Origin of the sequence: Cupriavidus necator A5-1 (assembly GCF_000744095.1) — a bacterium.
GTDB lineage: Bacteria > Pseudomonadota > Gammaproteobacteria > Burkholderiales > Burkholderiaceae > Cupriavidus > Cupriavidus necator_A.
Genome location: NZ_JQLI01000001.1, coordinates 2,616,766 through 2,632,889, shown reverse-complemented (window position 1 = coordinate 2,632,889; position 16,124 = coordinate 2,616,766). Strand labels below are relative to the sequence as shown.

The window sequence follows — 16,124 nt, the reverse complement described above, 5'->3', positions numbered from 1 at the left end:
CGCTACGCCACGCCCGGCTGCCAGCGGGCGCTGGCCGCCACGAAGGCATCGATCAGCGCCGCGACCGGTTCGCGGCGCAGTGCCGACTCGCGCACCAGCACGCCCACGTCGCGATAAAGCGGCCCGCCCGGCAGCGGCGCCTGCACCACGCCAGCTGCCTGTCGCAGCGGCACCAGCCCGGACGGGATGATGGCGCAGCCCAGGCCCGCTTCCACCAGTTGCAGGATAATCGCCGGCTCGTCCAGCTCCATCCCTTCCCTGACCCATAGCCGCTGGCGCTTCAGGTAGCGATCGACCAGCTGGCCGCCCGTGGAATGGCGGTTGTAGCGGATAAACGGCAGCGTCTCCAGCATCGCGCGCAGGTCCGGCGGCGCCCCGGCCGGGCCGATGCCGACAAAGCCCTCACGCACCAGCGGCACCCACTTCAGGTCCGACGGAAGGCCCAGCCGCGGCCGGATCAGCACGGCGATGTCGAGTTCGCGCGCATCCACCTGGGTCAGCAGCTGCGTCGACATGCCCGGCACCACGTTGACGTGCGAGTCCGGGAAGCGCTCGCGAAAGCGCCGCATCGCATCAGCCAGCAACGTGGCCTGGACCGTGGACACCGCGCCCAGCTCCAGCGGCGCGGCGGCGGCATGCGTGCCGGCGCGGTCTTTCATCGACGCATAGAGATCGACAAAGCGGCGCGCTTCCGGCACCAGCCGCCGCCCGGCCTCGCTGAGCGCCACGGACTTGCCGGTGCGGTCGAACAGGGTGCAGTCCAGTTCCTCTTCCAGGCGCCGGATCTGCGTGCTGACGGCCGACTGCGTCAGCGCCAGCCGCGCCGCGGCGGCGGAGAACGAGCCGGTTTCGGCGGCCACCAGGAAGGTCTGGAAGTAGCGGATCATCTATTGAAAACTCTGATACTCAGGGCAGAAATGATTCGCTTCATATTACGAGTCCTGCTGGCTACAATCAACGCGCAGGCTTCGGCCTACCCTACAGCATCCTCCCCGACAAAGGCCCCCGCATGAGCACAACCGCTTCCATCCCCCTGTTCCACCTGGCATTTCCCGTGCGCGACCTGGCCGAGGCCCGGCGCTTCTACGGCGACCTGCTCGGCTGCCCCGAAGGGCGCAGCTCCGAGGCCTGGGTGGATTTCAACTTCTACGGCCACCAGGTGGTGGCGCACCTGTCGCCGGAGGAATGCGGCCATCGCGCCACCAGCGCGGTCGACGGCGACGACGTGCCGGTGCGGCATTTCGGCGCGATCCTGCCGATGGCCGAGTGGGAGGCGCTGGCCGAGCGGCTGCGCGCGGCCGGCACGCAGTTCGTGATCGAGCCGCACGTGCGCTTCAAGGGCCAGGTCGGCGAACAGGCAACCATGTTCTTCCTGGACCCGTCGGGCAACGCGCTCGAGTTCAAGGCCTTTGGCGACATGAGCCAGGTGTTCGCCAAGTAAAGGCAGCACGCAGGCTTCAGTCCGCCGCTGCGCTGTCTCCCAGCATCGCCAGCGCGGCCTCGTAGTCATACCCTTCGATCGCATCGCCCAGCTGGCGCAGCGTGCGGGCCGGCATCGCCGCCGCCAGCGCGGCGCGATGCGTGGCGAGCGTCTGGCCGGCTTCGCTGGCGCCTTCGCGCAACTGCTGGCGCAGCACTTCCAGCACCCCGGCAGCCGGACCGGCGCCTCCCGGCACGGGCACCGCTGCCGGCGCCGCCGGCAGGTGCCGCCGCAGCGACGCCAGCAGGTCCGACAACGCCACCTCCAGCGCCGGCTGCACCGCCGCCTGCGCACCATCGCCGGCCTCGCGCAGCGCGCCTTCCAGCCCCACCGCGGCGCGGCACACTGCCATCGCGCCGAGATTGCCAGCGACACCGGCCAGCGCATGGGCCAGCTGCCCCGTCTCCGCACGGCGCCCCTGCGCCAGCAGCGCGCCGGTGCGGGCCCCGGCATCGCCATAGTGGTTTTCGAACCGCGCCAGCAGGACGCGATAGGTTTCGGCCTGACCGCCGGCACGCGCCAATGCCGCCGGCACCGAGCTGCCCTTCGGCCGCCAGCGCGCGCAGCCATGCCTACTGGCATGGCCTCCATATCGATGGCCGCGCCAGGCGCTGCCGGCACCTTGCGCCCGCCGGTCAGCCAGCAATGCACCGTGGCAAAGAACACCGCCGGGTTGATCGGCTTGGCGATATGGTCGCCCATGCCGGCGGCCAGGCAGCGCTCGCGGTCCTCGGGCAAGGCGTTGGCGGTCATCGCGACCACCGGCAGGCCGGCCAGGCGCGCCTCGGCGCGGATGCGGCGCGTGGCCTCGAAGCCGTCCATGCCCGGCATCTGCATGTCCATCAGCGCCAGGTCGTAGGACTGCACCGCCAGGCGCTCCAGCGCCTGCACGCCGCTCTCCGCCGTATCGGGCGTGATGCCGGCCTGCTGCAGCAGGTGTACCGCGACCTCGCGGTTGATCTCGTTGTCTTCCACCAGCAGCACGCGCCGCTGCGGCAGCGACCAGCCGGGCCCGGGCGCGGCGCGCGCCGGCTCGTCGGGCCGCGGCGCATCCGCATCGGCCGCCAGCACGCGCAGCGTCGCATCGAACAGCACCGACGGGCTCACCGGCTTGAGCAGCGTGGCGTCGAAGCCGCTGCGCTCGCCCTCGCGCATCACCGCCTCACTGCCGTTGGCGGTCACCATCAGCGGCCGCGGGCGCGGGCCGCGCAGCGGCAGGCCGGCCAGCCGGCGCGCGGACTCGATGCCGTCCAGCCCCGGCATGCGCCAGTCGATAAATGCGGCGTGATAGGGATCGCCCTGCGCATCGGCCTCGGCGATGGCGGCCAGCGCGGCCTCGCCCGACGCCGCTTCGTCCACGCGGAAACCGAAGCCGCGCAGCATCGCGGCAATGACCTGGCGCGCATAGCCGTGGTCGTCCACGACCAGCAGCCGGCGGCCCGCCAGTTCCGGCCGCACCAGCAGCGCGGGCGCGCGCTGGCTGCAGGGCAGCAGTGACAGTTCGAACCAGAACCTGCTGCCCTGGCCCGGCGTGCTTTCCACACCGAGCGTGCCGCCCATCAGCTGCACCAGCCGCTGGCTGATCGCCAGGCCCAGGCCGCTGCCGCCCTAGCGGCGCGTGGTCGAGCTGTCGGCCTGCTCGAAGCTCTGGAACAGCCTCTCGATCGCATCGGGCTCGATGCCGATGCCGGTGTCGCGCACCTCGAAATGCAGCCGCACGCGCGGCATCGCATCCGCGCCCGTGCAGCGCGCCACGCGCACCACGATCTCGCCGCGCTCGGTGAACTTGACCGCGTTGGTGGTGAAGTTGATCAGCACCTGCCGGATCCGCAGCGGATCGCCGCGCAGCGCGTCGGGCACGTCCGGCGCCACCTCCACGATCAGCTCCAGCTGCTTGGCCGCGGCGCGCTCGGAGACCAGGTCACCCACGGTGGGCAGCACGCGCTCGAGCGAGAAGTCGATCTCTTCCACCTCGAGCTTGCCCGCCTCGATCTTGGACAGGTCCAGGATATCGTTCAGGATGCCCAGCAGGTGCTGGCCCGAGCGCTGGATCTTCTCGATATAGTCGCGCTGCTTGGGGTCGAGCCGCGTGCCCAGCGCCAGGTGGGCCATGCCGATCACCGCGTTCATCGGCGTGCGGATCTCATGGCTCATATTGGCCAGGAAGCTGGCCTTGGCCTGTGCCGCCGATTCGGCCGCGTGCTTGGCTTCGGCCAGCTCGGCGTTGGCCACCGCCAGTTCGCGCGTGCGTGCAGATACCTTGTGCTCGAGCGTCTGCGACAGCTCCATCAGCGCACGGTGCGCGCGCACCTGGCTGGTGATGTCGATGCCGACCGCGCCTACGCCGACCACTTCGTCGGTGGCCGGGTTGCGAACCGGGAAGCGCATCACCTGCAGCTCGCGCGGGCCCTGGCTGGAATGCATCGTGTAGACCTGCTCTTCGGCTCGGCCGGTGGCCATCACGCGCTCTTCGATATCCCAGCGTTCCTGGGTGCCGTCCGGCATCACCGCCAGCTCGCGGTCGGTGCGGCCCAGCGCCTCGCGCTCGGTCAGGCCCAGCAGCGCCTGCGTGGTGGGATTCAGCGCCAGGAAGGCATGGTTGCGGTCCTTCAGGTGCATGATCGCCGGCGCATGGTCGAGCATCGCGCGCAGGCGCTCCTCGCTCTGCGCCAGCCGCTGCTGGCCGCGGCGCAGTGCCCACGCCGCCAGCCCGATCAGCAGCAGGATCGACAACGCCATGCCGATCACCACGTTGCGCGTGGACAGGTACGAGTGGAAGGCCTCGTCCATGTCCTGTTCCAGCACCAGCGCGGGCACCCACAGCCCCGCGCCGGCGACGCGCTTGCCGCGGTAGTCGCGGTAGCCGAACGCCAGCTGCAGGGTCTGGTGGCCCAGCACCTGCTGCGCCAGCCGCGTCAGCGGCGCGCCGGGCGGCAGGCGCCAGGTGCCGTTGCCGTCTGCCACCGGCACGCGCGCCAAGGTGTTGAACATCGACGGCGTGCCGGGCGCCGGCAGCCCTTGCGAAGCCAGTTCTTCATCGAAGCGCGCGGGTGACACCAGCCGGCCGCCGGCGTCGATCATGTACAGGTCGCCGCTGCGGCCATAGCGCGCCGCGGTGACGAGCTGCAGCATCACCGCGTGCGGATCGATGCGCAGGCACAGCGTGCCGATCACGCGCTCGTCATCCCAAATGCGCGCGAATACCGCCTGGAAGGTGGGAGCCGCCCCCCCGGCCGGCGTTGTCGGGAGCGACCGGCGGCGGTCCCGGGTACGGCGCCGACACCGCGGCGCCGTCGTGGCGCGCGCGCTGGGCTGTGCGGGCGGACTCCGGCATCAGCAGCTGGCCGTTGCGCTCGGGCCGTTCGGACACCACGATCCGGTCGTCGGCCGTGACCAGCGCAAAGCCGACATAGCCATGCGAACGGTACAGCGGCGTGATCCAGCGCAGGAACCGGGCAGCCTGCACGGGATCGCGGCAACGCCCTGCGCGGCGAGCAGCGGCCGCGCCAGCCGTACCGTGTCTTGCAGCGACGCGATCGACACGGTGCGCCGCCGCTGCTCGCAGGCCCAGACTTCGAGCAGGCGCGCCGTGGTGTTGACTGTGGCGCCGAGGCGCGCGCCCACGCTGGCCTGCTCGTTCTCGCGCACCAGCGAGGCGGCGGCAAAAGCCACCAGCCACACTGCCACCGCCAGCAGCGCGGCATAGGCCAGCAGCGGGCCGAACAGCCGCCCGCCAGTGCCGAAGCGTCGGCGCATCGCCCTCAGCTTTGCGCGGGTGCCGGGACCGGCTCAGCCGCGGGGGCCGCGGGATCGGCGTACTGCAGGGCGATGGCGTGGAATTCGCCGGTGATTGCCAGGAAGGCATCGATCACGCGCGGATCGAAATGGCGCCCGCGGCCTTCGGCGATGATGCGCACGGCATCCTCATGCGTGAAGGCCGCCTTGTAGACGCGCCGCGAGATCAGCGCGTCATAGACGTCGGCCACCGCCATCAGGCGTGCGGACAGCGGGATGGCATCGCCGGCCAGGCCGTCGGGATAGCCGCTGCCGTCCCATTTCTCGTGGTGGTGGTGGGCGATCTCGCGCGCATAGCGCAGGAAGGAGCTGGTGGTGCCGCACTGGGCTTCGGCATCGGCAATGGCGTCGCGGCCAAGCGTGGTGTGGGTCTTCATGACCTCGAACTCCTCGGCCGTCAGCTTGCCGGGCTTGAGCAGGATGCGGTCCGGGATGCCGACCTTGCCGATGTCGTTGTCGTCGAGCTGGGCGGCAAAGTGCGGGTCGTGCTGCAGCTTGCGCGCCAGCGCGCTCACGTAGTGCTGCGTGCAGCGGATATGGTTGCCGGTCTCGTTGTCGCGCGTTTCGGCCAGCGCCGCCAGCGCGATGATGGTGGCGTCCTCGATCAGCGTGATCTCGCGCGTGCGGCGCTGCACCTCGGCCTCGAGCCAGGCTGAGCGGTCGCGCAGGAAGTCGTGCGCCTGCTTGAGCGTGAGCTGGCTGGCAATGCGCGCGCGCGCCACCGGCGCGTTGACCGGCTTCATGATGTAGTCGACCGCGCCGACCTCGAAGCCGAGCGCCTCGTCGTGGGCCTCGGCACGGGCGGTCAGGAAGATCACCGGCACGCTGGCGGTGCGCGGGTCGGCCTTGAGCTGGCGGCAGGCTTCGTAGCCGTCCATGCCGGGCATCGACACGTCCAGCAGGATCAGGTCCGGGGGCGCCTCGCGCGCCCGTTGCAGCGCGGTGGCGGCGCGGGTGGCAACCTTGACGCGGTATTGGTCCTGCAGCAGCGCAACCATGGCCGCTATGTTCTCGGGAACGTCATCGACGACCAGCACGGTGGGCCGCTGGTCGGGGCTGGGAGCGCTCATGGATCGAAGTTGGCGGTTGGTCCGTCTCGCCGGGCGCGCGGGCCGCTTCGGGATTCCCGGATGGCGGGCTGGGTCGCGGCCAGAGGGTACGGCTGGGGGCATTGCGCGGGCGCGACTCTCTGCACAATCGGCAGAAATGGTCGCCGGCTATCCCCTCCAAAAGCGGGGTCCAGGTCCTCGATCTCCCGAAATCAACCGAAATATGCCTAATGCACTACTTAAATGGGCCGAGGCAGGCCGCTCAGGCAATGCGGCGCATGGCCTCCCGGATCGGATCAGCTTCAGTCGGCCGCACCAGCCGCGCCACTTCCCGGCCATCGCGCAGGAACACCAGCGTCGGCCACAGCTTGATGCGGAACGAGCGCCCCAGCGGGCGGCCGCTGCCGTCTTCGATCTTGATATGGCGCAGCTGCGGATGCGCGGCAAAGGCCTCGGCCAGCGCCGGCTGCGCGCGCAGGCAGAAGCCGCACCAGGGCGCGCCGAACTCAACCACCGTGCCGCCCGGCAGGGCGTCCACCTCGGTGCGGGGCGGCTCGCTGGCCGCGTAGTGTTTGGTCATTGTCATTTGTCTGGTTTCCGTGTTGCGCTCAGGACATCCGCCTTGCCTGCCAGATTCGTTCCAGCGCCAGGGTGCCGGCCGGCAAGGGAAAGCGGTCGATCTTGTCGAACCGGAAGTGTAATTTCTACGCCGCCGGGCCGATTTCCCACCATGCGGGCAGCAACTGCCGGACCTCAGCGCCGGCAAAGCGGTCATCGATCAGGTACACGACGCCCTGGTCCTGCTGGGTGCGGATCACCCTGCCCGCCGCCTGCACGACCTTGCGCAAGCCGGGATACAGATAGGCATAGGCGTAGCCCTGGCCGAAAACGGCCTGCATGCGCTCGCGGAACTGCTCGTTGACCGGATTGAACTGCGGCAGCCCGAGCGTGGCGACGAAGGCGCCGATCAGGCGCTCGCCGGGCAGGTCCACGCCCTCGGCAAAAGCACCGCCCAGCACCGCGAAGCCGATGCCCTCGCCGCCTTCGACAAAGGCGGACAGGAAGGCGGCCTGCGCCGCCTCGTCCATGCCGCGCGACTGCACCCAGTGCGGGATGTCCGGATGCGCCTGGGCAAAGCGGGCGACTGCCTGCTGCAGGTACTCGTGACTGCTGAAGAAGGCCAGGTAGTTGCCGCGCCGCTCACGGAACTGGCCGGCCATCAGCGCGACGATGGCGGGCAGCGACCGCTCGCGCTGCGCATAGCGGGTGGAAATGCGCCCGGCGATCCGCACCGACAACTGCTCGGGGCGGAACGGCGACGGTACTTCCACGCGTGCGCAATCGGCCGGCAAACCCAGCGTATCGAGGTAGTAGCCGGCAGGATCGAGCGTCGCGGAGAACAGCGTGACCGAGTGCGCCGCGGCAAAGCGCGGCCGCAGGAACGGTGCGGGGATGATATTGCGGAGGCACAGCCGCGTATGGTTGCCACGTCCGCCGTGCGGCGACCGGCGCAGGTCGAAAAGTGAGTTGGCATCGAGTTGCTCGGCCATGCGGCCGAAATGCAGCGCGTCGAAATAGAAGCGCTGCAGCGCTGGGTCGTGCGCGCCGGGGTGCTCGGTCATATGCGTGAGCGCAGCGCCGCAGCATTCGTCCAGCGCGCGCCGGAAGGCGGCCGGCACTTCAGGCAGTACCTCGTACTCGGCATCGCCCTGCCGGGCCAGCGCGCTCCACTGGCGCGCCAGCCGCGCCAGCGGCTTCACCACGGCTGCAGGAGCGATGCGCCGCACCTCGCGCAAGGACTGCGGATCGAGTTCCGCGGTGTACATCGCGCGGCCGCGCTCGACCAGGTTGTGCGCCTCGTCCACCAGCACGCTGGCGCGCCAGCCGTTGGCGGCGGTCAGCGCGTACAGCAAGGCGCTGCGGTCGAAGTAGTAGTTGTAGTCGGCCACCACCACGTCGCTCCAGCGCACCAGTTCCTGGGCCAGGTAGTAGGGGCAGATGTCGTGCTCGAGCGCCAGCTGGCGCACCGCAGCGCGGTCGCGCACCGGCACGCCGCGGGCCGCTTCGCGCGCGGCCGGCAGGCGGTCGTAGAAGCCGCGGGCCAGCGGGCAGGACTCGCCATGGCAGGCCAGCTCGGGATGCTCGCAGGCCTTGTCGCGCGCCACCAGTTCCAGCACGCGCAGCGGCTGCGCGCCGTGGCCGCGCAGCGCGTCGGCGGCCTGCAGCGCCACGCCGCGGCCGGTTGAGCGGGCCGACAGGAAATAGGCCTTGTCGATGCCCTGCCCCGGCATGGCCTTGAGCACCGGGAACAGCGTGCCGACCGATTTGCCGATACCGGTGGGCGCCTGCGCCAACAGGCTGCGGCCCGCGCGATTGGCGTTGTAGACCGCCTGCGCCAGCTCGCGCTGGCCGGGGCGGAAGCCCTGGTGCGGGAAAGCCAACTGCGCCAGTGCGGCGTCGCGCGCCTGCCGGTGCGCCAGTTCTGCCTGCGCCCAGCGCAGGAAGCGCTCGCAGGTCTGCACGAAGAACGCTTCCAGCTCCGCCGCGGTGAAGTGCTGCACGACTGGGTGCTCGCGCTGGCCGACGATGTCGAAATAGACCACGGCGATGTCCAGACCGGGAAGCTCCAGCTTGCGGCACAGCAGGCAGCCGTAGACCTTGGCCTGCGCCCAGTGCAGGTGGCGGTGGTTGTCGGGCACCGCGGCGTCGCCGCGCACGGTCTTGATTTCTTCCAGCCGGTTGGCGGCGGGATCGTAGCCGTCGGCTCGGCCGCGCACGTGCAGGGGGCCGAAATCGGCAGACAGCGCGACCTCCGCCTGGTAGCCCTCGCCGCGCCGGCCGGTGACCACCGCATGCCCGGCCACGCCCTCCTGCGCCGACGGCGTCGGCACGAAGCGCAGGTCCAGGTCGCCCGCCTTGGCGGTGAATTCGCACAGCGCGCGCACGGCGACGACGTAGGCCGGCGCTGCGGCGGTGGCGGGAGGGGGCGGCAAGGCTGCGGACACGACAAAGGAGGACAGCGGGGAAACTGTATGAATATACAGTAATGCCGCTTTCCCCCTTAGAGGAACGGCGCAATGTTCGCCATGGCGCGCGCCACGTAGGTCTCCTTCTCCCCCACCGGGGCGACGTAGTGAATCGCGCTGCGTGCAGCCTCGACGCCTTCCAGACGTGCGATGAACCAGGCCGCCAGATACTGGGATGACAGGCACCCGCCTGCGGTCGCGACGTTGCGCCTGGCCACGAACGGCTGGTTGAGCACAGCCACGCCGGCCTCCTCGACCCACGGCCTGGTGGTCAGGTCCGTGCAGGCCGGAACGCCGTCCAGCAGGCCCAGCTTGGCGAGTATCAACGTGCCCGAGCATTGCGCGCCCAGCAACTGGCGCGTCGAATCGAGCCTCAACTGTGACATGGTCGCGGCATCGGCGACGACGTCCCGGGTCTGTATCCCACTGCCGACCAGCACCGCGTCGGCGTCGCAAGCGTCTTTCAGCGACGCTTGCGCCTCCAGCACCACGCCGTTCATCGAACGCACCCTGGCCGCCGGAGTGGCGATCGAAATCCGCCAGCCAGGCTTCCTGACCCGGCTAAGGATGTTGAGCGCGATCAGCGAGTCGAGTTCGTTGAAGCCTTCGAAGGTCAGGATGGCGATGTGCATGGCGTCCTCGTGCGGGTGGAGATGTTGTGTCTCGCCATCGTAGGACCGATAATCAATACAATCAAATAATTGTCATGGATACATTGAGGCATGCCTCAGGCCCGCTACAAACAACTGGTCGACCAGCTCGCGGCCGACATCCGTGCAGGCCGCCTGCGTCCGGGGACGCGTCTGCCGACGCACCGCGACCTCGCCGCCCGCGAAGGCCTGGCGCTGGTCACGGCCACGCGTGTGTACGCGGAGCTGCAAGCCATGGGCTTGGTGAGCGGCGAAACCGGCCGCGGCACGTTCGTCAAGGAAGCGGTCCCCCGCGGTCAAGGCATTGACCTGCATGCCTGGAGCGCGGACACGGTGGACCTGAGCTTCAACTATCCGTCTTCGCCGGGCCAGCCTGACCTTCTCAGGGCAGCGCTGCGCCAGCTCGCGGCCGCAGGTGACCTGGAGTCCCTGCTTCGATACCAGCCCCACGGCGGCCGCGAGCATGAGCGGGCGACGGTGGCGCGCCACCTGGCCAGCCGGGGTGTGGAAGCATCGGTCGAAACCACCTTGCTCGTGAGCGGAGCACAGCACGGGCTGACGACGACCGCCATGGCCTTGCTGGAGCCCGGCGACGTGGTTGCAGTGGACGCCCTGACTTACCCGGGATTCAAGCTCGCTGCCGAGGCCAATCGGCTGGAACTCGCGCCAATTCCCGGCGCTGGGAACGGACCTGATCTGGACGCCTTGGCGGCCCTGTGCAGGCGGCGGCGGGTACGGGCTGTGTACGCCATGCCGACGTTACATAACCCGCTCGGCTGGGTGATGAGCGCAAGGCGGCGTCGGGAGCTTGTCGCCATCGCTCGAGAACATGGACTGATACTCATCGAAGACGCCGCCTACGCATTCCTGGCTGAAGGCGCTCCACCTCCGTTGGCAGCGCTTGCTCCGGAGACGACGGTCTATGTGTCGAGCCTGTCGAAGAGTGTCGCGACGGGTCTGCGCGTCGGCTTCGTCTGTGCACCGCGCGAATGGGTTCCCAGGCTCGAACGAGCCATCCGCGCGACGACCTGGAACACCCCGGCGACCATGACAGCTATCGCCTGCGGCTGGATGGAGGACGGCACGGTGGCCCGGCTGGAAAACGACAAGCGGCGGGATGCCACCCTGCGCCAGGGCCTTGCCGCTGACGTCCTGGGCCAGCTCAAGAGGATCAGCCATCCCGCGTCGTACTTCGTCTGGCTTCCTCTGGCGCAGGACGTTCGCGCGGACGCGATCGCGATGGCGTTGATGCGGGAGCGGATTTCAGTGTCGACGGCCCTTCCGTTCTCGACGTCGGCCCACGTGCCTCACGCGATTCGATTGGCACTCGGCTCCGTCGACTTGGCCACGCTCAGGCGATCCCTGGAAACGGTGGCCCGAGTTGTTGCCGATCAGACCTACTGACCACAGTCGCGACGGCGCAGTCCGACCGGCAGAGCAACGGCATGCCCGGGCGGGTCCAGTGCCCGCCTGTGGTCTTGGCGCCGGCACCGCTGGCATCGTCGGCCGTGTAGTCAGGGGTATCTGTCAGCTTCCCGGCGACCCGCGTGTGCGGAGCCGGCCGCTCATGCCACCAGCCAGCGTCCCGCGGGCGGGCCGCGCACGGCGCGGCGCAGGGCTGGCAAGTGCGGGAGCGGCGGCCGCGGCCGACTGGTCACGGTATTCGGCCAGCAAGCTCTCCCGCTGCCGAACCCGCTCTTCCAGCACGGCGATGGCCTGACCCAGCCGCGTCATCTCGCTGCCCTGCCGGGAGGCCGACGCAGCGGCGTGCGCAAGCCGCTCCATGGCGGCCTTGCGCTCGGCCTCCAGCAGCTTCTGCGCATCCTTTGCCGCCACGCGCGCGGCATCCAGCTCCAGCGCCATGCGGCGCTCATTGGCGGCGGCGCGTTGCGTGAGGGTTTCGCGCTCCTGGTCCCATGCCGCGCGCTGGGTCGCAAAGTCCCGCTGCAGGGCGTCGCGCGCCTCGAGCGCGGCGGCCGATTCGGCGCGCAGCGCATCGACCTGCCGCTGCAAGGCCGCAGCCGCGGCTTCTGCGCGTGCGGCGCGGTCGGAGGCCTCGTCGCGGGCCCGCGTCATCTCCGCCATGGCAGCCTCGGCACCGTCCAGGCGTGCCTGCATGACCTGGCGCTCCTGCGCCAGCGCTTCCCTCTCCTGCGCCAGCGCGGCCTGCTCCTCGGCCAGCGCCGCCTGCCGCTGCGTCAGCGCGGCTTCGGCCGATGCCCTGGCCACCTGCAGCGCGGCCTCCCACAGGTAGCGCGCCGCTTCCGTGACCGGCTGCGGGCAGCCAGGCGCGGGCGCAAACCCCTGCGGATCCTGGATGCGCCCGCCCAGCGCGGCAAACCAGGCGTCCAGGTGCGGGCTGACCGTGTTGGGGGAACCGCGCCCCAGATGCAGGCGGATGCGTTCGATGGTCGGCCGCTGGCCCGCCTTCAGCAGGCTGTCGGCGGCCTGCCAGACGTCGTCACGGGTGATGCCACGGCTGCGGAGGGTTTCCATGGTGGGGAATCCGGCTAAAAGTCCCAAGGGAGACAAATAAGGTTCGATAAGGGAGACTTATCGGCTGTTATTCGCTATCTACGTATGATATATTACAGCATACATCATATTTAATATGATCAAGATCAAGCCAGCCCACGAGGCCTACTTTCCTCCCATCGCTCCCGATGTCGAACTACCGGCGCCGCTTCGCCCGTCCGAACTTGATCCTCTTGCCGAACAGGCCGCCAATGCGCTGCGCCGCGAAGGCGAATCCCAAAACACGGTGGCAAGCTACCGCTCGGCCCTGCGGTACTGGTCTGCCTGGTATGCCCTGCGCTACCGGCAGCCCGTGCAGCTCCCGCTCGCGCCTGCCGTCGTTATCCAATTCATCGTCGACCACGCCACGCGCCAGGCGCCGCAAGGTGTTGCCTGCGAGATGCCTGCGGCCATCGACCAGGCGCTGGTCGCTCATGGACACAAGGCACGACCCGGCCCGCCCGCGCTGTCCACGCTGACGCACCGGCTCGCGGTGGTGGCCAAGGCGCACCGCCTGCAGGACCTGCCCAACCCCTGTGCCGACGCCGCCGTACGCGAACTGATGGCCGGCATTCGCCGCGCCTATGCGCGCCGCGGACAGCGGCAGGCACGCAAGGCCGCGCTCACGCGCGATCCGCTGCTGCGGCTGCTCGATACCTGCGACGACTCGCTGCGCGGGCTGCGCGACCGCGCGCTGCTGCTGTTCGCCTGGGCCAGCGGCGGGCGCCGCCGTTCGGAAGTCACGCGCGCGACCATGGACCATCTCACCCGGCTCGGTCCCGGTGAATTCGTCTACACGCTGGGATGGTCCAAGACCAACCAGTCAGGCAGCGCACGCGCAGATACCGCCAAGCCCGTCACCGGCGCCGCCGGCCAGGCACTGGAAGCATGGCTGGCCGCCGCGGGCATCAGCAGCGGGCCGCTGTTCCGGCGGATCCGCCGTGGCGGGCATGTGGGAGAGGGATTGTCGGACGCGGCGGTCAACCGCATCGTCAAGGCGCGTTGCGCGCAGGCGGGACTGGAAGGCGACTACTCCGCGCATTCGTTGCGCTCGGGCTTTGTCACGGAAGCCGCGGCCCAGCAGGTGCCGCTGGGCGAAACCATGGCCATGACCGGCCATGCGAGCGTGGCGACGGTGGTGCGATATTTCCGTGCCGCTGACGCGCGGCGTTCGCGTGCGGCAGACCTGCTCGCGCCAACGCAATCGACGAATGAGGATGCATGACGGCCCTCGCTCCAAGCATGCGCCGGCGCCGTCGCAAATACGGGTATTTCGCTAGCCGTGGGCGCTGGTCCGGGCTGCATGGGCTGCCTATACTGGCAGCGCGCCGGACAGTGCCAGGTGACCTGGGCCGGCCGCGCCCGGAGGTTCGGGCAGGCGATGGCGACCGGCCCGGACGTGCCCAGGATATGTCGAGAATGGGCCCCGGATGCGCTTTCGACCGCCTGCCTGGGCCCGTACAAGTGGAAACGCGGAGATGGGCATGCCCAACGAACAATTCCTCGCCACCCAGGAAACGCGCCGCTCCGGGCTGAAAGCCCTGCGGGCGGCCTTGCTGCAGGTTCACAAGGAAGTCATCGGCTACGACAGGGGCCAGTACGAGCGCCTGAACGGCCCCATACCGGCAGGCCTGTTCGTGCAGCTGGTGACTGAAGACAACTTCTTCCGCTGGCTCGACCCGCTGTCGCGCCTGATTATCGAGATCGACGAAGAACTGGAATCAAGGGAACACCACGACGAAACCTGCCGTGCGGTGGCGCGTGCCGCCGAGAAACTCTTCAGCGACGGCGCCGATGCGGCCTTCCGCAAGCGTTACCAGGAAGCCCTGCAGGACGAATCCGGCGTTATCGTGGCGCACGGACGGCTGATGTCCGTGATCGGACAGCTGCGCCAGCTGCCGTAGCGGAACGAACAGCGGCGGAACGGACAGCGCCCGGGACGGCGCAGCTGGCCGCGCCAGGTGGCCGGCCTATTTATCCGGCGTGGGCCGGTGCGGCGCGTGCGTGTCGACGGCTACCGGGTCGCTGGCCGGGAAGGTCTCTTTCAGCCCCTCATCCAGCTCGCGTTCGAGGGCGTCGTCCCGTTCCTTCTGCTCGGCCGGGGTCGGGTGGGTCTGGTGCTTCTTCGGTGCTGGCTTGCTCATGGCGATAAGGCTCCCTCAGGGCTTCCTCAGGCTCCGCTGCCGACCATGACCGGGCCTTGAACATCGCCGCCCGGCATGGTCATCGTCGCGGTGCGCGGGTTTCAGTGGCCTCTGCCGCCCCACCCGCCGCGGCCGCCGCGGCCGCCACCATGCCAGCCACCCCAGCCACCATGGCCATGCCCGCCGTGCCAGTGGTGGCCGTGGCCACCGCCGCCATAGATGTAGGCAAAGCTGCCATAGAAACCGCCGTAGCCGGGCCACGGTCCGTAGTACGGATAGCCTGCCGCGACCGGGTAGCCGCTGTAATAAGCGGAGCTGACCGGATAAGCCGGGTAAGCCAGGTAGTCGTCGCCGGCATACGGATAGGGATAGGCGACGCATCCCGCCAGGGCCGCAACAAGGACCACTCCAACGCCATATCGCATGATCCCCTCCCGACCGTGGCGACAGCCTGCATAAGGCCCGTCTGTCAAAGTTAGACCACATCCGGCTCGCGGCAATTCCGCATAAAACGGGCCGGGCGCAGCCTGGTTCCGGGCTTGAGCCGGACGCGGAATCCGCAAGTCGCGACAATTCGCGTCCAAATTTAGGACTTGTCCGATTTTCACTTGAGAAAGCCCGGAATACAGTCGTCTTGCACCCGACCCGCGGGTGCCCCGACTGAAGCCATGTTGACCCCCTTCCTGGTCCCTTAGGCTGCCACCGCCATCGTGGCATTTTTTTGCGCTGTCTTTGGACGATGTCTTTGGAAAGGCGCAGGCCCTGCCGCTATAGGCCTTTCTCGACCATGTCGAGCAGCCGCTGGCCCAGTATCTCCGCCTGCTCCTTGGCGCGGCTGCGCAGCGGACCATCGATCAGCAGGATGGCGAGGCCATGGACCGCCGACCAGGCCAGGTACTCGGCGCCGGGCCGGCGCTCGGGCGGCAGCACGCCGGCCTCGACCAGCTTGTCGAGCGCCGCGCCCAGCAGTTGGAAGGGATTCAGGCCACTGTTGCCGGCCTTGGCCGGGTCGGCGTCGTCTTCCACTTGATCCGGCACCGAGAACGCGGTGCGAAACAGCCCTGTCTCGGTCAGCGCAAAGCGCAGGTAGCCGGTACCAACTGCGCGCAGGCAGGCGCGCGCATGGGCGGCGGCGCCGCGCCCCGGGCGCAGCCCGCCGATCTCGGCCTCCATGGCGATGGCCAGCGACGACAACGCCGACGCCCGCACGGCCTGCAGCAGGTCCTGGCGGCTGGCGAAGTGCCGGTACGCGGCATTAGGTACCACGCCGGCGCGGCGCGTGGCCTCGCGCAGCACGATGGCGTCAGGGCCGCCTTCGCGGGCCAGGTCGATGCCGGCGTCGAGCAGTGCGCGGCGCAGGTCGCCGTGGCGGTAGGTCGCGCGCGCCGGCGGCGCGGGGACAGCCCGGGTCATGCGGACTTCCTTGAATACTGATAGCAGTTCATTATGTATATTGACTTATAGTG

At 69.4% G+C, this 16,124-nt stretch carries 15 protein-coding genes and 1 pseudogene; 4 read left to right on the top strand and 12 right to left on the bottom strand.

The window, feature by feature from the left end:
* Nucleotides 1–2: 2 nt before the first annotated feature.
* Nucleotides 3–887 carry a LysR family transcriptional regulator gene (locus tag K307_RS11655; protein WP_042878363.1) on the bottom strand — a complete coding sequence of 295 codons (885 nt, stop codon included), beginning with the start codon at nt 885–887 and terminating at the stop codon, nt 3–5.
* Between the two features lie 122 nt (nt 888–1,009).
* Between K307_RS11655 and K307_RS11650 the strand changes: the two genes are divergently transcribed.
* Entirely contained in the window at nt 1,010–1,441 is a 432-nt protein-coding gene (locus K307_RS11650; RefSeq protein ID WP_042878361.1) for a VOC family protein, read from the top strand.
* A 16-nt stretch (nt 1,442–1,457) separates the two neighbouring features.
* On the opposite strand, the gene K307_RS44390 is transcribed toward K307_RS11650, so the two are convergent.
* From K307_RS44390 to K307_RS11620, 7 genes and pseudogenes are all read right to left on the bottom strand, one after another.
* Nucleotides 1,458–2,015 (bottom strand): Hpt domain-containing protein, encoded by a 558-nt coding sequence (locus K307_RS44390; protein ID WP_051974824.1) that lies wholly within the window; start codon nt 2,013–2,015, stop codon nt 1,458–1,460.
* A 176-nt stretch (nt 2,016–2,191) separates the two neighbouring features.
* Nucleotides 2,192–4,219: pseudogene (locus K307_RS51035) on the bottom strand (response regulator); the annotation flags it as partial.
* A 594-nt stretch (nt 4,220–4,813) separates the two neighbouring features.
* On the bottom strand, nt 4,814–5,236 hold the full coding sequence (locus K307_RS11640) for a hypothetical protein (protein WP_042878359.1): 423 nt from the start codon (nt 5,234–5,236) through the stop codon (nt 4,814–4,816).
* Between the two features lie 5 nt (nt 5,237–5,241).
* Entirely contained in the window at nt 5,242–6,345 is a 1,104-nt protein-coding gene (locus tag K307_RS11635) for a response regulator (protein ID WP_042878356.1), read from the bottom strand.
* A 241-nt stretch (nt 6,346–6,586) separates the two neighbouring features.
* Nucleotides 6,587–6,910 carry a thioredoxin family protein gene (locus K307_RS11630; RefSeq protein WP_042878354.1) on the bottom strand — a complete coding sequence of 108 codons (324 nt, stop codon included), beginning with the start codon at nt 6,908–6,910 and terminating at the stop codon, nt 6,587–6,589.
* 118 nt (nt 6,911–7,028) lie between these two features.
* Nucleotides 7,029–9,317 (bottom strand): ATP-dependent DNA helicase, encoded by a 2,289-nt coding sequence (locus tag K307_RS11625; RefSeq protein WP_042878352.1) that lies wholly within the window; start codon nt 9,315–9,317, stop codon nt 7,029–7,031.
* 68 nt (nt 9,318–9,385) lie between these two features.
* On the bottom strand, nt 9,386–9,982 hold the full coding sequence (locus K307_RS11620) for a DJ-1/PfpI family protein (protein WP_042878350.1): 597 nt from the start codon (nt 9,980–9,982) through the stop codon (nt 9,386–9,388).
* A 90-nt stretch (nt 9,983–10,072) separates the two neighbouring features.
* Between K307_RS11620 and K307_RS11615 the strand changes: the two genes are divergently transcribed.
* The gene (locus K307_RS11615; protein WP_042878348.1) at nt 10,073–11,404 is read left to right on the top strand and encodes a PLP-dependent aminotransferase family protein; all 1,332 of its coding nucleotides are present in this window, start codon (nt 10,073–10,075) and stop codon (nt 11,402–11,404) included.
* 123 nt (nt 11,405–11,527) lie between these two features.
* On the opposite strand, the gene K307_RS11610 is transcribed toward K307_RS11615, so the two are convergent.
* Nucleotides 11,528–12,496 (bottom strand): DNA-binding protein, encoded by a 969-nt coding sequence (locus tag K307_RS11610; protein ID WP_042878346.1) that lies wholly within the window; start codon nt 12,494–12,496, stop codon nt 11,528–11,530.
* Nucleotides 12,497–12,611: 115 nt separating this feature from the next.
* On the opposite strand from K307_RS11610, the gene K307_RS11605 reads away from it, so the two are divergent.
* Nucleotides 12,612–13,739, top strand: coding sequence for a site-specific integrase (locus tag K307_RS11605; RefSeq protein ID WP_042878344.1), 1,128 nt, complete (start codon nt 12,612–12,614; stop codon nt 13,737–13,739).
* Nucleotides 13,740–13,992: 253 nt separating this feature from the next.
* Entirely contained in the window at nt 13,993–14,418 is a 426-nt protein-coding gene (locus tag K307_RS11600; RefSeq protein WP_042878342.1) for a hypothetical protein, read from the top strand.
* Nucleotides 14,419–14,484: 66 nt separating this feature from the next.
* Here the strand turns inward: K307_RS11600 and K307_RS48510 are convergent, their stop codons facing one another.
* The 3 genes from K307_RS48510 to K307_RS11590 all read right to left on the bottom strand — a co-directional run bounded on the left by K307_RS48510 (nt 14,485) and on the right by K307_RS11590 (nt 16,071).
* Nucleotides 14,485–14,658, bottom strand: a complete 174-nt coding sequence (locus tag K307_RS48510) for a hypothetical protein (protein WP_196251545.1) — start codon at nt 14,656–14,658, stop codon at nt 14,485–14,487.
* A 101-nt stretch (nt 14,659–14,759) separates the two neighbouring features.
* Nucleotides 14,760–15,083, bottom strand: coding sequence for a hypothetical protein (locus K307_RS11595; RefSeq protein WP_042878340.1), 324 nt, complete (start codon nt 15,081–15,083; stop codon nt 14,760–14,762).
* A 343-nt stretch (nt 15,084–15,426) separates the two neighbouring features.
* Nucleotides 15,427–16,071: a TetR/AcrR family transcriptional regulator gene (locus K307_RS11590; RefSeq protein WP_042878339.1), complete on the bottom strand. Its 645-nt coding sequence runs from the start codon at nt 16,069–16,071 to the stop codon at nt 15,427–15,429.
* Nucleotides 16,072–16,124 lie beyond the last annotated feature (53 nt).

What these genes read in the sequence shown, in the direction of transcription:
- K307_RS11655 (WP_042878363.1), bottom strand. Translation starts at nt 887, where the DNA reads ATGATCCGCTACTTCCAGACCTTCCTGGTGGCCGCCGAAACCGGCTCG.
- K307_RS11650 (WP_042878361.1), top strand. Translation starts at nt 1,010, where the DNA reads ATGAGCACAACCGCTTCCATCCCCCTGTTCCACCTGGCATTTCCCGTG.
- K307_RS11640 (WP_042878359.1), bottom strand. Translation starts at nt 5,236, where the DNA reads ATGCGCCGACGCTTCGGCACTGGCGGGCGGCTGTTCGGCCCGCTGCTG.
- K307_RS11635 (WP_042878356.1), bottom strand. Translation starts at nt 6,345, where the DNA reads ATGAGCGCTCCCAGCCCCGACCAGCGGCCCACCGTGCTGGTCGTCGAT.
- K307_RS11630 (WP_042878354.1), bottom strand. Translation starts at nt 6,910, where the DNA reads ATGACAATGACCAAACACTACGCGGCCAGCGAGCCGCCCCGCACCGAG.
- K307_RS11620 (WP_042878350.1), bottom strand. Translation starts at nt 9,982, where the DNA reads ATGCACATCGCCATCCTGACCTTCGAAGGCTTCAACGAACTCGACTCG.
- K307_RS11615 (WP_042878348.1), top strand. Translation starts at nt 10,073, where the DNA reads ATGCCTCAGGCCCGCTACAAACAACTGGTCGACCAGCTCGCGGCCGAC.
- K307_RS11610 (WP_042878346.1), bottom strand. Translation starts at nt 12,496, where the DNA reads ATGGAAACCCTCCGCAGCCGTGGCATCACCCGTGACGACGTCTGGCAG.
- K307_RS11605 (WP_042878344.1), top strand. Translation starts at nt 12,612, where the DNA reads ATGATCAAGATCAAGCCAGCCCACGAGGCCTACTTTCCTCCCATCGCT.
- K307_RS11600 (WP_042878342.1), top strand. Translation starts at nt 13,993, where the DNA reads ATGGGCATGCCCAACGAACAATTCCTCGCCACCCAGGAAACGCGCCGC.
- K307_RS48510 (WP_196251545.1), bottom strand. Translation starts at nt 14,658, where the DNA reads ATGAGCAAGCCAGCACCGAAGAAGCACCAGACCCACCCGACCCCGGCC.
- K307_RS11595 (WP_042878340.1), bottom strand. Translation starts at nt 15,083, where the DNA reads ATGCGATATGGCGTTGGAGTGGTCCTTGTTGCGGCCCTGGCGGGATGC.
- K307_RS11590 (WP_042878339.1), bottom strand. Translation starts at nt 16,071, where the DNA reads ATGACCCGGGCTGTCCCCGCGCCGCCGGCGCGCGCGACCTACCGCCAC.